14 protein-coding genes are annotated in these 15,701 nt (G+C 63.4%); 2 read left to right on the top strand and 12 right to left on the bottom strand.

Going from position 1 to position 15,701, the window contains the following annotated elements:
* Positions 1 to 36: 36 nt before the first annotated feature.
* From GXY33_22355 to GXY33_22410, 12 genes are all read right to left on the bottom strand, one after another.
* Complete coding sequence (locus GXY33_22355) at positions 37 to 849, bottom strand: hypothetical protein (protein NLX07893.1); 813 nt, start codon at positions 847 to 849, stop codon at positions 37 to 39.
* 47 nt (positions 850 to 896) lie between these two features.
* Complete coding sequence (locus GXY33_22360) at positions 897 to 2,093, bottom strand: hypothetical protein (GenBank protein NLX07894.1); 1,197 nt, start codon at positions 2,091 to 2,093, stop codon at positions 897 to 899.
* A gap of 8 nt (positions 2,094 to 2,101) precedes the next feature.
* Entirely contained in the window at positions 2,102 to 3,139 is a 1,038-nt protein-coding gene (locus GXY33_22365) for a hypothetical protein (protein NLX07895.1), read from the bottom strand.
* 7 nt (positions 3,140 to 3,146) lie between these two features.
* Positions 3,147 to 4,352: a hypothetical protein gene (locus tag GXY33_22370; GenBank protein NLX07896.1), complete on the bottom strand. Its 1,206-nt coding sequence runs from the start codon at positions 4,350 to 4,352 to the stop codon at positions 3,147 to 3,149.
* 37 nt (positions 4,353 to 4,389) lie between these two features.
* Entirely contained in the window at positions 4,390 to 5,670 is a 1,281-nt protein-coding gene (locus GXY33_22375) for a M20/M25/M40 family metallo-hydrolase (protein NLX07897.1), read from the bottom strand.
* The gene (locus GXY33_22380) at positions 5,667 to 6,833 is read right to left on the bottom strand and encodes an aminopeptidase P family protein (GenBank protein ID NLX07898.1); all 1,167 of its coding nucleotides are present in this window, start codon (positions 6,831 to 6,833) and stop codon (positions 5,667 to 5,669) included. Before GXY33_22380 ends, GXY33_22375 begins: the two co-directional genes overlap by 4 nt.
* A 12-nt stretch (positions 6,834 to 6,845) precedes the next feature.
* Complete coding sequence (locus GXY33_22385; GenBank protein ID NLX07899.1) at positions 6,846 to 7,469, bottom strand: GntR family transcriptional regulator; 624 nt, start codon at positions 7,467 to 7,469, stop codon at positions 6,846 to 6,848.
* 140 nt (positions 7,470 to 7,609) lie between these two features.
* Positions 7,610 to 8,725, bottom strand: coding sequence for a hypothetical protein (locus tag GXY33_22390; protein ID NLX07900.1), 1,116 nt, complete (start codon positions 8,723 to 8,725; stop codon positions 7,610 to 7,612).
* A 227-nt stretch (positions 8,726 to 8,952) separates the two neighbouring features.
* The gene (locus tag GXY33_22395) at positions 8,953 to 9,858 is read right to left on the bottom strand and encodes a universal stress protein (GenBank protein NLX07901.1); all 906 of its coding nucleotides are present in this window, start codon (positions 9,856 to 9,858) and stop codon (positions 8,953 to 8,955) included.
* A 2-nt stretch (positions 9,859 to 9,860) separates the two neighbouring features.
* Complete coding sequence (locus GXY33_22400) at positions 9,861 to 10,271, bottom strand: phosphate-starvation-inducible PsiE family protein (protein ID NLX07902.1); 411 nt, start codon at positions 10,269 to 10,271, stop codon at positions 9,861 to 9,863.
* Positions 10,272 to 10,439: 168 nt separating this feature from the next.
* Positions 10,440 to 11,612 carry a glutathione-dependent formaldehyde dehydrogenase gene (locus tag GXY33_22405; protein NLX07903.1) on the bottom strand — a complete coding sequence of 391 codons (1,173 nt, stop codon included), beginning with the start codon at positions 11,610 to 11,612 and terminating at the stop codon, positions 10,440 to 10,442.
* 145 nt (positions 11,613 to 11,757) lie between these two features.
* The gene (locus GXY33_22410) at positions 11,758 to 13,485 is read right to left on the bottom strand and encodes a hypothetical protein (GenBank protein ID NLX07904.1); all 1,728 of its coding nucleotides are present in this window, start codon (positions 13,483 to 13,485) and stop codon (positions 11,758 to 11,760) included.
* Positions 13,486 to 13,644: 159 nt separating this feature from the next.
* Here GXY33_22410 and GXY33_22415 point away from each other — a divergent pair, with 159 nt between their 5' ends.
* Both GXY33_22415 and GXY33_22420 read left to right on the top strand, forming a co-directional pair.
* Complete coding sequence (locus GXY33_22415; protein ID NLX07905.1) at positions 13,645 to 14,868, top strand: hypothetical protein; 1,224 nt, start codon at positions 13,645 to 13,647, stop codon at positions 14,866 to 14,868.
* 156 nt (positions 14,869 to 15,024) lie between these two features.
* A partial coding sequence (locus GXY33_22420) for a hypothetical protein (protein ID NLX07906.1) occupies positions 15,025 to 15,701 on the top strand: 677 nt, incomplete at its 3' end.

Genomic DNA, 15,701 nt, shown 5'->3' on the forward strand with positions numbered 1-15,701 from the left:
AGTGTCCTTTCCAGCAATGGGCCGGGCCTACAGAGGTCACATTCTCTCGTTTCCAACCCGTTCGATCCACTCGAAATAGCACCGGTTGGCGTCCCACGGCAGGTCCATCATGCACGTACCGCACATGCACATACCGGTGACCCGCTGCTCGCGGATGAGTTGCTCAGCCAGGTCCAGGTGGCGTTTCATCAGGTCGGCTGGGATGTGCTTGCCCGTCCCGAAATCGTAGACGTAGAGGCACAGCAGCACGGGCTTCCCGCCGCTCAGGTCGGCCAGGCGGTCGAGGGCGGCGGGCACGGTGTCGATCTGCTCGGCATGCCAGAGCGGCACCAACAGATGGGCGAAGAACGGCAGCAGACCCGGCAGTTCGGGCCGATCGAGGCTCATCGTGTAGATCGTCCCGCCCAAAGGCAGTTGCGGTTGCTCCACGGCATTGGCGAACTGGAGCCGGGTCAGATGCTCCGGCCGAACGCCCGCATCAATGCTGCCGGTGCTGAAGTCGTCGATGTGGAACGCCTCGACCCGCGGATCGGCCAAAGCCAGTTGCTTGGTCGCCCGAAGCTTGGCCAGCGTGTCCTCCGGATCCAGTTCAAACGTCCCGCCGCTCCCCTTGTGAATGGAAGTCTTGCAGATAAACCGCTTGGCTGACGGGATCGAGTCGAGAGTGGCCCGGTCGATCGGCAGATGGCCGGCCACGATGACGTTGCGAATGCCCGTCCGCCGGACCGCCTCTTCGGTGGTCAGCGCGGACTTGCCAAACTGCAACTGTGCGTAGTCGCTGGCCTCCTGCAGTGCGTTGACCTTCATACCCCACAGCCAGAGCCGATCGAGCATCCTGTCCTGTGTCATGGTTGTGATCCTTTTCGGAAAAGAAGACCGGCGGGTCCTGAACCGCCCTACATGGGACTCAGCATACGTCCGCTCTTGCGCATCTCCTCTACAACCGCCAGAAGGTTGTCTCTGGGATACGGTGGAAACGAGTCATTGGTGTCGCCGATCATGTGACGGTGGCCGCGAACCGCTCCAAGCACGTATCGGACCCGTTCGCGAATGCTCTGGAGATCGGAGTCGTAGAACAGGTTGACGTTGACGGCGCCGCGGGTCACGACCCTCTTTCCCAGCCGGGCCCGTGCCGCCGGCAGATCGTCAACGTCGCCGAGAGGACCGTGAGAGAGGCTTTCGAGCACGTCCACGTCCATGGCGTCATAGACGCCCATGTCGATCAACCGGCCCATCCGCCCGCAGGTGTGAACCCACGTCCGCAGGCCCAGCTCGTGGGCCCGCTGGTGGTGCCGCTTGGCCTGAGGGATGAAGTATTTCCGATAGATCGCGGGCGAGTAGAGCTCCAAGCCGTTGATCGCGTGGAGCACAAAATCGGCCCCGGATTCCGCGGCCCAGCCGAGCACGGCGGCGTCCGCTTCGGCCTGAATCGCAAAGAGACGTTCGAACAACGAAACGTGATCCTCCAACAGGAAGAACGCTTCGGTCGAGGCCATGTAGAGGTTGCAGGTGAGCACGAAGGCGGGTACGCCGATGCTGACATACAACGGGACGTCCGGAGGCATCATGGCCGCCCGCTGGGCGAAGCGACGCTGGACCAGCGCCTTCGCCTCGGGATTCTCAAGAACGGTGCGGGCGGCGGATTCAATCAGACGGGCCATCGCCGGCAGATCGCGCTCGCCCTTGACCAGATGCTCCGACCAGAAGCCGGGCCGATCGGGCACGGTCAGAAAGGCGTCGGAAAGCTCGCCCTCCGGCGTCCTGACGGTGGTTCGCTTCCGGACCGACCCGTCGGCGTCGCTCTCCTCACGAACCTCGATCTCGATGTCCGGCATCAGGCCGGCCAGGTCCAGCGGCGTCAGGCCTCCCATCGCCCAGACAAAGTCAATCCCGGTCTCCGCGCGGCACCGCAGGATCATCTCCGGAGTGACCGGGGACTCGGAGGCCAACGAAAACGACGCCGACTGCCCGCGCCGCCGCACCTCAGTGCCGAAGTACGAAGCCGCGGTCGCACGCGGATCGAACAGCACCACCGGCGTCAGGTCCGGGTCGCCGTCGATCATCCATTCCAGTAGTGGTTTGCGTACGGTCACCGTTTTCCTCACTCCGCTGTGATCGGCGCTTCGAGCAGCCGCCGGCGGAAACCGTCGTAGTCAGTACCTTTGGTCACGATGTAGAACGAGTCGTCATCAACATCCCGCCGAATGGCGTTCAGGATCGGCACTCTCAGCCGACTGCCGCTGATGAGGAGGCGCGGATCCTCGCCGATCCGGCACGGCCCGGCCACGTTGTGGATCTCGGCTGACAGACCGCGTAGGTCAACCGTGGCATAGCACTGCGGATCTCTCAACCGGCACCAGGCACGGGCGTAAAGGGCGACCGACCGGCCATCGCCGCCTTCCCACAAGAACAGCCGCACGTCGTGATCGAGGGCCAGACGCTCTCTGAACGTCGCGCCGACAAGACACCGCGCCCCGCTGACCGACAGCTCGAAGACGTTCTCAGCCGGCCGACGCAGGCCCAGGTAAGGCACGGTCATGGCCTTCCAGGTCATCGCGCATTGCTCGAAACCCTCGCCGAAGGCCACCGCCTCGACGGTCGCGGGATCGTACCGCAGATCGGCGTCAACCATCGCGGCGGCGATGTCGCGGGCGAAGAGGCGACTGACGTAAAGAACCTTGAGAACCGAAGTCCTCCACGGTCCGCGCGTCCGGGACCGGGCCTGCCTGATCTCCTCGACCAGCTCGGCGTGAATCTCAGCGGGCACGCCGGCCAGCCACTCGGCTTTGCCTTCGAGTCGGTCGTCGTCCAGAAACCGGCCGATCGGATTGTCGAGATCGTCCCAGGCGGCGGGCGGGTTTCTGACCGCCACGTCGGAAACCACGACGCACCGCCGTCCGAGCACCCGCGCCGCGTGATCCTCAATATCGACCATCGCCGGAGAGCTGCCGATGGGAAACAAGATCAAAACTTCATCCGCGCCCATCGAGTCCATATACGCCTTCTGAGCCTGGTTGCAGCGCCGCTCCCGCCCCAGACACGCCAGCCAGAGGCCCTCATCCTCGCCCGCGGGAACCCGGTCGCCGTGCGCCGCCCAGCAGGCGGGATGGAACATCAGGTTGATCTTGTTGATTCGCATGGGAGACTCACGCCAGCTCGCGCGTATTGACAATCCCCACCTCGATGTCTTCCTTATTGACCGAGTAGGTCACCAGCAGCTTCTCGCCGTCGCAGAAGCAATTGGGGTAGTGATAGCCGTCTTCCTTGTGTCGGCCGTTGATCCGACGCGTGGTCGGACCCTCGACCAGCGTGTATTGGCGGGTGAACTTGCGGCCATCGTCACTCAGGGCGATCCAGAGGGCCATGCGGTCCAACAGCCGCTCGTGGTTGTTGCCGACGATGTAGAACCGCCCGTCCGACAGCCGTCCGGCGAACGCGCGGGAAAACGAGTTCGGGAAGTCCGTGCGGACCAGGTCGCTCCAGGTCTCGCCGCCGTCGTCACTCCACGTGATCGCCAAGTACCCGGAAATGCTAGAGTCCCGCTGGTACATCCAGATCCGCCCGTCGTCGGTCTGGTACCAGGTGCCCTGCTCGGGCAAAACGCCCTCATCGGAAATGGCGATATCCACCACGCGCGGCGGATCGAACGGTCGCGACGGGTCGTCCCAGATCAGGACCATGCCGTGATGGTCGTAGAGGTCGAAGCCGCAGCACATCAGCTTGCCGTCGCGGGTTGGCCGCGGCCCTTCAAAAAGGTAGACGTTGGGACAGATGTTCTCGTAGTGCGTCCACGTCTTCAGGTCCGCCGTCTCATAGACGTCCAGCCGGATGTGCTGATCCTTCAACGTGCTCATGCCCGGCGGAGCCGTCTCACGCTCAAAATCCTTGGCCACGCAGACGTAGTTGTAAAGTTTGTCACTGGACGCGTAAAGCCCGGCGTTGTTCCGCACGAGCCTGCTGGCCACCGGCGTCGGAACAACCACGCCGTGAGGCGACCAGGTCGTGCCGTCCGCCGACGAGGCAAAGTGTATCTCCTGGCCGACGTAGTCCTCATGCAGAAACCCATTGGACCAGGACGTAACGTACCGGTCGCCGAATTTCGTGACGGCCTGGTGATGGCTGTAGGCCCAGGTTTTCTCGTCGCCGCGGTAGACCATCGACCGCCGGAACGGCACGTGCGGAAACTCGCCCCAGCCGTCGGGAATCACCGGATGCCAGTCGGTCAAAACGGGATACCCGGAGGCGATCGCAGCCACCTTCATGCGGTAATTCTGCATCCGCTTGGCCAGATCGCCGTCGACCACCCGCGCCACACGAAACGTATCCATCGCCATCGGCTGATTTGGGCTCATCTCGTCTGTTGCTCCTGTGAAAGGTGAAGTCTTGAGGCTAAAGGTCCTTGATTAACGTGGCCAGTGTGGCGGTCAGGTCCAGCACGTCCCGAATGCTGACCCACTCGTCAACGCCGTGTAGGTTGCCGCCTCGCGGCCCGAAAAGCACGCTCGGCATCCGGCCGATCTCACCGTAGACCCCCAAGTCGCAGGAAAAGGGCGCACCGGAAACGACGGCCGATCCGCGAACCGCCTCAGCCGCCCGAGCGACGGCGGCGATGGCCGGATCGTCGCGCGAGGTCTCCCACGGACGAACAGAGTGGTACGTCTTCTCCAGAGCCAGATCAAACGGCTCCAAAGCCGGTTCAGTCTTCCGCTTGCCTTCCCAATACGCTTGGAACTCGGGATAGAAATGCTCTTCGGTCATACCCGGGTGACACCAGACGATCCACGAAACGCTGACCTCGCGCGGCGTGCCCATCTGGACCGTCTGTCCGCCGGCCCCGTTCTCGATCCGCCAGGCAAGCACGTTGAGTTCCTTGCCCGGACCATCGAACAGTTCATGCCGGTTCCTTTGTCGCCAGTGCGTTTGAAACTCGTACAGAAGCTCCACCGCCCTCGCTGCGCCCACCAGCGGATTGGCAATGGCATCGCCGGTATACGGCATGCCGCCCTTTCCGGTCAGCCGCAGATCGCCCAGAAACGCCCCGAAACATGCTGGGCAAACCTCCATCCCCGTCGGCTCGGTCACCACCGCCAGGTCGGCGTTATACCCCTTCAAACGAGCCGCCAGAGTGCCATTACCGCTGGCATACTCCTCATCCACCACGCTCTCGAAAAGCACGTCGCCGCGAGGCGCGAAACCCAATTCGCGAAGCACCCGCACCGCCCAGAACGCCGCCGCCAAGCCGCCCTTCATGTCGGCGCTCCCGCGGCCGTAGAGCCGCCCGTCCCGGACCACCGGCTCGTACGGCGGACAGACCGTCCACTCCGCTGGGTCCGACGGGGCCACGTCGCTGTGCCCGCTCAGCAGGATCGAGCGGCCGCCGCCCACGCCCCTCCACCGCGCCGCCAGGTTTTTTCTTCCACGGCTGTAGTCACGCCCGGCCAGCCAGAACGGATGCTCAGCCGCGCCGGCCATCTCCTGCGGCGAAAACAGATCGACCTCCAAACCAAGCGCGCGGCACTGCTCGGCCAGGTGAAGCTGGACGTCAGCTTCATCGCCGTCGGGCGGACGATTCTCGCTGGCGAACCGCACCAGGGCTTTAGTCCACTCGACGATGGCGCCGGCACGGTCGTCGACCGCCTCCTTGATCCGCTCGGCCGTCAGCTCGCTCACAGGACGATCACCTCCCGCCGCCAACTTGTCAACTCGCGCACGCCGTCCTCGATGACGAGCAAGCCGTCCTCGTAGCGCAAGCCCTGCTGCCCGTCGCTCAGCCAGATGTCCACGTTGAACAGCATGCCCGGCTGGATGGCGAAATCCGCCTGCCGGGCCAGCCACAACCCTTCGACCTCCGAACTGCCGGTGCCGTGAGCCGGACCGTAAAGGGTGAACTCCTCATAGCCGTAGCGGGCGAGAATATCGTGGTAGCCCTGGAACACGTCAGCCGCCCGTACGCCCGGACGGATCGTCGCAATCGCGTACTCCATCGCCTCCAGCCCGACTTCCATCAGCTTGCGCGCGGACTTCGGCGGTTCGCCGATCGAGAACGGCCGGCACATGTTGCCGCAGTAGCCCATGTACTTGGCCCCGAATGTGAACTGAACGAGCTCGTTCTCCTGAATCCGGCGATTCGTGGACCGGGCCAGGCTCAGCCGCGTGTTCGGGCCCGAGCAGGCCCACGCCGGATAACTCGCCCCTTCCGCCCCGGAAAGAACCATCTTCGCCCGCGCCGCAGCCTCAAGTTCCCACTCCCGCCGGCCGGGCTTCGCCTCAGCCATCGCCGCCTTCATCGCCTCCTCGGTGATGCGGTATGCCTCGACGATGTAGGGCACTTCGGCCGCCGATTTGATCGACTGCACCCGCCACAGCAGTTTGTCCGCCTCGACGTACTCAGCCTGCGGAGCGCCGCTCTTGAGATCCTCCAGCAGAACCGCTGGGAAGATGTTCCAGTTGGCCACGCCAACACGTTTCGGCGTCCTGCCGCAAACCCTGGGCAGAATCGTCTTGAAGCTCTCGCCTTCGACCTGCGGCACCCATTCGGGCGGCGAGCTCTCGACCAGCAGCGGGTTGACCACGATCCGCTCGACCTTCGAAAACGACTTGGCGAACTCCAGCGACTCCGGCCCGCCGGTAACCAGCGCCGCCTCGCCTTCAGCGGGAACGATCACCGCTGCGAAATCGAAAAAAGGCCAGAAACCCGCCAGATACCGACTCGTCGCCGATTCGCATTCGCTGCTGTAGCCAACCAGCACGTCGAGCCCTTCCGCCCGCAGTTCCTCCTGCACCCGCGCAATCCGCCGCTGATACTCTGCCCTGCCCAACTCATCCAACCGCATACAGGAACCTCCTTACATGGAACTACGGATCGCACTCGTGATCTCGCGGACGTACTCGCGGGCGCAGCGTTCCGCCTCATCGGGCTGATGGGCGGCGATGGCCTCGACCATGTCCACAATCCGCCGGTTGTGCTCCGGCTCGTTGGCGATGTGGCTGAGGATCTCACGCTCCAACTCGCAGGACCGCACCGCCAAGGGCGAAAGATGGTGCGTCTCCCAGACCTCCCCGAGCAGCGGATTGCCGCAGTTGGCCAAGAGGTACCGCCTAAACTCGCGAGCCGCCTCAAGCCGGGCGTCACGGTCCGCCGAACCGAAAAGCCCGTACATCCGCTCGGCCAGACGCTTGAGCTCCTCAATCTGCCAGCCGGTCATGTTCCTGGCAGCCAGACGCGCCGCCTGACCCTCGATCACCTCGCGCAGCTCGTACCGGCAAAGCACCTCCTCGGGCTTCTGATCCTCGATGTACTCGACGAACCGCCCGCCGTAGGGCCCGCGGCTCCGCAGCACGCCCTCCGCTTCCAGGCGAACCAACGCCTCGCGAACCGGAACCCGGCCAAGCCCCAACTCGCGACACACCTTCGCCTCGGTCAGCCGCTCGCCCGGAGCAAACCCACCTGCCCGAAGGTTCTCCCTCAACAGCTCGTACGCTTGATCAGATTTTGATTTTCTAATAGCCACTGCTATCACCGTTCTGTATACACTTTATGGTTTGTATACATTCGCGATTATGCGCAACCCGTTTTTTCCTGTCAAGGCATTTTCAGGCGATCAGCAGGTCAGGCGGGTTGCCAATGCGCCCACATAGCGCCCCAGCCGGCTTGAACGTTCGTGATGACGTCGGTCCGGCCGGTCTCGATGCACAGCACGTGAAGCTGGCGCAGGCCGCTGCGGGTGGAACCGAATACGAGGCTTCGACCATCGGGTGAAAACCGCGGGTGATAGTTGGCCGCCCCCCTGTCGCAATGGGTCAACCGACGTACCTCGCCGTCGCAGGTGGCCCGGAATAGCTCAACCCGATCGTCAATCGCCGCGGCGAAGCAGATCGACCGGCCGTCGGGAAACCAGATTGGCGTATCGCTGCTGCCTCCGTGAAAGTCGTACACGTCGAGGAACTCCACCACGCCGCGATAGCCGTTCCGGTCGGCGATCTTCCGCGGCTCGGTTCCATCCGGACGAACGATCCACGGGTGGCAGTCGTAATGCTGCCCGCTGACGAAGAGGATCCACTGCCCGTCGGGCGACCATACGGGGCCGAAGTTAAAGGGATTCCCGGTCGCCACGTGCGTCTTACTCGATCCGTCGGCGCGGGCGATGTAGACCTGGTAGTCCTCGTGATACGCCACTCGCCCGCCGTCGGGCGAGGCGCTGTAGCCGTACGCGAAACCGTTGGCGGTCTGCGAAAGGTCGCGTTTGTTGCGGCCGTCGATGTCCATCACGAAGGGATGCGAGACGCCGTCGATCAGGGCCGTAAACCCCAGCCGTGATGCGTCGCCCGGCCAGAAAAACAGCCCGGCATTGTAGTCGCTGACCCGCTCGACCGCGGTCGGACTGGTCAGCCGCCCCGTCGCCAGTTCCAGCAGGTGCATGTCACAGCGCCACCCTTCGGTCATGCGGAACTCCCGGTGGGCTTCCTCCCACGCGGCGTTCTCCGGACTCTCCCACCCGCAGCCGATCGCCGCGAACCGCCCGTCCGGCGACCATCCGGCGAACTGCGTCCACGTGTCGCCGTCGCCGATCAGTCCCTCAGCCAACACCGCCCGCCCGGTCCCATTGGCTCGCACCAGGCACGCCCGCATGGTCGCCACATTGGCGTGCCGACCGCCGGGAAGGTCGGTGCGGTACTCGGTGTAGCCGATCCACTCGCCCGATGCCGTCGTCCTGCAAGCGCCCATCAATGGTCCTCGCTATGGAATTCAGAGAGTCTATCGTTGTCTGATTGTCCACTCGTCGTGCTCATGAGGATATCGCCCCTTCACCGTCTCACCAGTCACTGATCTTCCAGTACTGAGGCGGGAATCTAACCGGACATCGTCGCACAGACAAACAAAAAGCATGGAGGACTGGAGCATATGACCAATCAAACGACCTCGCCATCCGGAAGGCTGCAGGCCACCGTGCCTCACCCGAGCAGAAGCGACAGCAGGTCCCAGTTCGAGCCTTTGCGTTTCGCGGCCAGCAGGGGCACCTTGGTGGTCCAGATAAGCTGTTCGGTGACGCTGCCGAGCAGGACGGTGGCGGCGCTGGTGCCGCGGGTGCCGACCACCACGAGGTCGGCCTTCTCCTCGTCGGCCGCGTCGAGAATGGCTTTGGCCTCTTCGGACTCGAGTCGCAGAAGGATTCGAAAATCGACCCCGCGCCCGCGGAAGGGCTCGATGAACTCGTCATACGCCCGCCCGGCGTACTGCCGGAACGCCTCAGCCAGTTCGGCCTCACCCTCGCCCATGACGTACGAGGACGGAATAGGCACGTTGTACGCGTGCAGACAGGTGATCTCGCGAATCTCCCTGGCCTTGGCAAAGGCCACCGCGACGTCTACCGCGTCGGCTGAGTGATCGGAGAAATCAACCGGCACCAGAATCCGGTCGATCCGCGGCCGCGACTGTTCCGGAACGATCAGGACCGAGCACGGCGCCTTGCGGGTAACCCGTTCGGGCAGATCGCCCACGCTGGCCTTCCCAGCTTTTCGCCCGACCACGATCAGGTCAATCTCCTCCTCCCTGGCCGCGCGAAGCACCTCCGTGATGGGCACGCCCTCACGAACGTCCTGGATCACCTCAATCCCATCGGGACTTCTGAAACGAGCGGCGACGGCCTCGGCCATCTTCGCCTCAGCGGCCGGACGCGCCGAAGCGATCAGGTTCCGGTACACCTCAGCTTTGGCCAGCGTCTGATCCGTCCGGATCACGTGCAGGAAGTGCACGCAGCGCGAACCGGCCATCTGGGCCACCAGCGAGGCGTAATGGATCGTCGCCTCGTCCTGCTCGTTGAGATTCAGAGCCACAAGAAGCTTCTGATATCGATGCATGTTCATTCCCTCTCAGAACGGTCAGAACTCCCGTTCTCACGGACAATGAAGTAACCGACCGATAGTGCGATCACGACCACGCCAATCCCCACCAGGGCCAGCGGGTCGTACTTCCCAGGGTCAAGGATGATTACCTTCCTCGCCAGGGCGATCAGAGCGACCAGAAAAACGACTTGCACCCGGATCGCACTGGTGAACATATACGTCCTCATCGTCTCCATGAGTTCCAAGCCGATGAGGATGAGCAGGAACAACCCGAATATCTCCAAGAGTTCGCCGATCTCCAACAGCATGACCGGCGGTGTGACCATGTCCTTGGCGATCACGTAGGCCAACTCAATGGTGGCCAGCACGACGACCACCGTCATCATGACCATCAGCGACCAGATGATTGCTCGTTCGACTTTCTTCATGCCAACCCTCGGTAGCACTCGCCAGTCATGAAATTTTATCAGCGATCTTCATGGGAGGCAAGGGTTGTCCAACACCAGGAGGATCCTGATGTACGCTGTCCACCGGAGGCCGACGAACCATCCATCCCCGCTTCGACGAGGCTGAGGCGCTAACAACGACTGACAGACTCAAGGCTTGAGCACCACCTTGATGCAGCCGTCCTCCTTTTCGCGAAACGTCTTGTAGTACCTGGGCGCCTCGTCGAGTGATGGGCGGTGCGTGATGACAAACGACGGGTCGATCTGACCCGACTCGATCTTCTCCAGCAACGGCCCAAGATAATGCTGCACGTGCGTCTGCCCCATCCGGAACGTCAGCCCCTTATTCATCGCCGCTCCGAACGGAATCTTGTCCAGCAACCCCACGTACACCCCGGGCACCGAGACCGTTCCTCCCTTGCGGCAGCACCAGATTGCCTCACGCAAGACATTCGGCCGGTCGGTCCCCATGTACAGAGCGGTCTTGACCCGATCGTAGATAGCCCCGATGCTGCCTCCGCCGTGCGCCTCCGTGCCGACCGCGTCGATGCAGCGGTCGGGCCCGCGGCCGTCGGTCATCTCCATCAGGCGGTCGTACACGTCGTTCTGCGAAAAATCGATGGTCTCCGCCTGGCCGGCCTCGCGGGCCATTCGCAGTCGTTCTTCGATCCGGTCGATCGCAATCACCCGACCCGCCCCGAGCATCCACGCGCTTTGGATGGCGAACTGCCCGACCGGGCCGCAGCCCCAGATCGCCACCGTGTCGCCCTCCTCGATCCCGCAATTCTCCGCCGCCATGTAGCCGGTCGGAAATATGTCGGACAGGAAAATCACCTGGTCGTCGGTCAGGTCCGACTCGATCTTGATGGGCCCGACGTCGGCGTAGGGAACCCGCAGGTACTCCGCCTGCCCGCCCGCGTACCCGCCGAGCATGTGCGAATACCCGTAGATGCCCGCCGGCGACTGGCCCATCATCTTGCGGGCGATTTCGGCGTTCGGATTGGAGTTGTCGCACAGCGAAAAGAGATTCCGCTGGCAGAAGAAACACCGGCCGCACGAGATGGTGAACGGCACCACCACCCGGTCGCCCTTCTTGAGTTTGGTGACCTCGCGGCCGACCTCGACCACCTCTCCCATCGCCTCATGCCCGAGTACGTCGCCCTCCTCCATCGTCGGAATGTACCCGTCATACAGATGCAGATCCGATCCGCAGATGGCGGTGGAGGTGACCTTGATAATCGCGTCGCCCGGGTCCACGATCTTGGGATCCGGAACGTTATCAACGCGCACATCCTCCTTACCGTGCCAAACGAGCGCTTTCATGGCATTCCCCCTTTTCCAGCAAAGCCCCCGAAGACTACCCCCTTCCAGATTATCGGACCTGACTCCAGCGTGCAAATGAATTCGGCAGAGGCGCACCATCAGCACATAAACTTATAATAATCCAGTGCTGCACGCCATCGCCAGCCTATCCGCCCCAGAAGATCGGAAATCGCCCGTCCATGATGTCCTCGCCGAGACGATGGACGCGCAAACCGTGAGGATCAAGGAAACCCTGATCCAGCCGTCGCCGAAGCTCATCCGCCCGGCCCAGCCGAGCGATCGTCGGCCACTGATCGATGTTCCCGAAGTGCAGGGCGACGTCCCAGATGCTCAAGCCGTCGGCCCCGGCCTCCAGTGCCGGCAGCACGTCGCGGACGTGGGCCTCCATCGCCTCATAGACACTGATCATGGGGAACACCTTCGCTCCGGCGCTGCGGCACGCGTCGTTGAAATAGTCCATGTCCCAGACCCGCTTCGACTCGCCAAACCCGTACTTGTACGGATAGACCTCATCGACCAGCCCTTCTCGCACCAGGCGGCGCAGATCGACGGCGTACCGAAGGTTGTCCTCCTCGATGCCCAGCGTGCAGACGCTCAGCTCAAGCCGCCTGCCGTCGCCGCGCCGGGCCTGCTCCTCGTCGAGCAGCACGCGCAGCTCGCGCATGAACGTGGCGACAATCTCGCGACGAAGATCCTGAATGCGGGAGTCGACTTCCTCGAGTCGCAGCGGATCCTCGCCATACCGCTGCCGGAAAAGCTCGCAGAACGCCGGTTCGTAAAGCACCATCGGAAAACCCCGATTGAACACGATATGCGCCCCGTCGGCCCCAAACGCGATCGCCTCCCGAAGCACGTCCAGCAGATGCCTTCGCACCTCGGGCACCGCCCAGCTCATCCGCGCTACCGGCAATCCGTCCTTGTCGCGCAACCGCCACTGCGGATTGTCGCGGTAAAACGGCGATTGAAACACATCCGTATGCGGAGCATAGTAACCCCACAACGCCGGCCGTATACCGACGTGGACCTTCATGCCGAGATCGTGCGCCCCGTCAATGATCGTCTTGGTCGGGTTGATGCCCTTCTCCGCCAGCGTGCGCACGGAGTGGGCGAAATGACGCTGTCCCGGCAGCGGAAACACATCGATGCCCTGGGCGAACCACGACCCAACGGCTGAAGGATACGTCACCTGGTCGGCCCCGCCCAGATGCAGCAGAAGCGTGCCAAAGTCGGTGTCGCGGAAAATCTCGACCTCAGCCAAGACCTCATCGATGGTGGTCGGCCCGCGCAAATCAATGAAGCTGTACCCGTCACAACTGGCGGCCAGATTCCGATGTGACCGGTCCTCCCGATCGCGGCGCAGCGCAGCGGCCTCGCCGTCCGTCAGCGGAATGAGCTTGACGAACGCCACGCCGCAGTGCGGAACGATCCCGCCCGGCTGAGGACCGATTTCGAGAGTCTGTCCCTCCAGGTCCGCGACCCTGTAAAACACCTCGCGGATATTCCAGTACTGGCTGATCGCCGGCTGAGAGTCGCGCGGCAGTGCGCATCGGTCGCCGGACAAACGCAGCCACGCCCGGCACGCCCCATCGGGCTTGGAGCTGAACAGACCCACACTGATCGCATGCGGCCCGCGGACCGGCAACGGCACCCGCACCACCGGCGGCTTGGCCTCCGGAACGGCATAGATCATCGTTCCGCTCAATCCGCCCGCCTCGTAGCTGAACACCCGCCAACGACCGGCCTTGAAACGCTCGCTCCTGGACTCAGCGGGAACGAACGAAGCCATATCGCAAAGAACGACCGCCCGATCCGCGTTGCTCCAGGTGTTCGGGTCGCCGGTGATCCAGGGGGCGAGGGTGGCTGGCGTATCCATCGCACGTCCTTCTTCAGAAGATCAGGTTCAGCCGCAGCGCCGACGGATCATACCGCCACTATGGCGGGCGGTAAAGGCCGATTCGCCCACAAAAGTCCACATTGGCCCGTTCAAGCCCCCCTCCCGACAGGTCGATGAAGGCGGAAGGAGGGAAAGAAGATGACGCACGATCGCGAAGCGTGGAATCTGCGCCTGGTTCTGACCGGCGCAATCGTCCTGGGTTTCTCCCTGGTCTGCTCAGCCGGCTATCAGCCCGCCTACACCACCATGGTCGAAAACGGACCCTCGTCCAACCGCATCGACATGGTCTTCATGGGCGACGGCTACCAAGCCAATCAGCTCCAGACCTCCTACCCCAGCCACATCAACGCCATGCTCAACCACATGTTCGAGCAAGGCGAAGACCCGTTTCCGCGTTATCGGAACTTCTTCAACGTCCACCGGATCGACCTGGTCTCCCAGGACTCCGGCGCCGACGTTCCGCCTGAGGGAATCAACGTAACTACCGCCCTGAACGCAAGTTACTACTACGGTGGGTCGGCTGAGCGCCTGCTCTACATCGACAGCGGCAAAGCCCAAAACGCGATGAGCGCCGCCCTCGCCTCAGCCCCCTTCCAGTCGGAAATGTCGCTGGTCTCGGTCAACGACAGCCGCTACGGCGGAGGCGGCGGGTCGTTCGCCGTCTACGCCGGCGGCCACCCGCGAGGTCCGGAGATCGCCCTCCACGAGTTGGGCCACTCCTTTGCCGGGCTGGCCGACGAATACGGCGGATTCCGCACCGAATACCAGGGCCCCGAACCCCAGCAGGCCAACATCACCCGCTCGGCCAACGGCGACAAGTGGGCCCACTGGAAAGGCTACTACGAGCCGGAAATGGGCACGATCGGAGCCTACGAAGGGGCTGGATACTATGACGAGGGGCTCTATCGGCCGTCGAAGAACTCCAAGATGCGCTCCCTGGGCCGCCCATTCGACGCGGTCGGACGAGAACAAATAATACTCAGTATTTATGGCTTTGTTGACCCCCTCGATGCCTGGGCCGACAACCGCCAGTCGCTGGTCGATCCTGAGACGCTATGGGTGGATGTGATCGACTCGGAGGTCATCGACGTTGAGTGGATCATCGACGGCCGCTGCCAGCGGCAAATGGAAGGGGAAGAGGTACTCGACTTGGCCGCCCTCAACCTGGAGCCGGGGCTGCACACCATCACCGCCCACGCCTTCGACGACACGGAGTGGGTCCGGATCGACCGCGAAGACCTCGAGCAGTCCGTGAGCTGGACCGTGGAGATCTCGGGCCTGGCCAGGGTTCCTGAACCCTCGGTCGTGTCGCTATTGCTCCTGGGACTTGTCCCACTGCTGCTTCGACGGCGAATGGCCTAGAACCACCCCACCACCATATCCTTCCCGAAAAACTGGGCTTATCGCCCCGTTTTCGCCGAATTCTAACATTATCGGGCGTTGCTCCGCCCGCATCCGACGGCACAGAGGCGCATTCGGCGAGAGGGCGTGATCCAGTTGAAGCGGACAATCCACCTTATGGCAGTCGCAGCGGCGGTCGCAGCCGTCACCATCCTCGGCTGCGGAGGACCGGCACAGGAGCCGGGACCGGATCTCGTGCCCAATGACGTCATACCGGGAACCCGGTTCTGCTCGCTGACCCTGGTGGTCGAGGGGCCGGGTGTCCTGGAAGATGTCAGTGGGCTCTATACGGAGGGGGCCGTGGTGACCCTCACCGCCACACCCGATTCCGGATGCCGCCTCCATTCCTGGCAAGGGGCGGACGACGAGGCAACCACGGAGTTGACTAACACCGTCGCGATGACGGATGACCGGATCGTAACGGCAACGTTCGAGACCATTCCCGGCAGCGGCTCGAACTCCGATCCGACGCCGACGCCCGATCCATCGCCCACACCGACCCCGTCGCCGCCGCCCACGCCTCCGGGCCAGACGTATGCCCTGACCGTCGAGGTGATCGGCAGCGGAACCCTCTCGCCCAACGGCGGAAGGTATGCCGCCGGAAAGGTGGTTCCGCTGACCGCCGTTCCAAACAGCGGCCACGCGGTGACGCGATGGACCGGCACCAACGACGACAACTCGACTTCAACCAACAACGCCGTGACCATGAACGCCGACCGCCTCGTGAAGGTCGAGTTCAAGCCGACAGGCGGACCCGCGCCAACCCCCTCGCCCACGCCCGGCCCAAGCCCGAC

Source organism: Phycisphaerae bacterium, from assembly GCA_012729815.1.
Taxonomy (GTDB): Bacteria; Planctomycetota; Phycisphaerae; order JAAYCJ01; family JAAYCJ01; genus JAAYCJ01.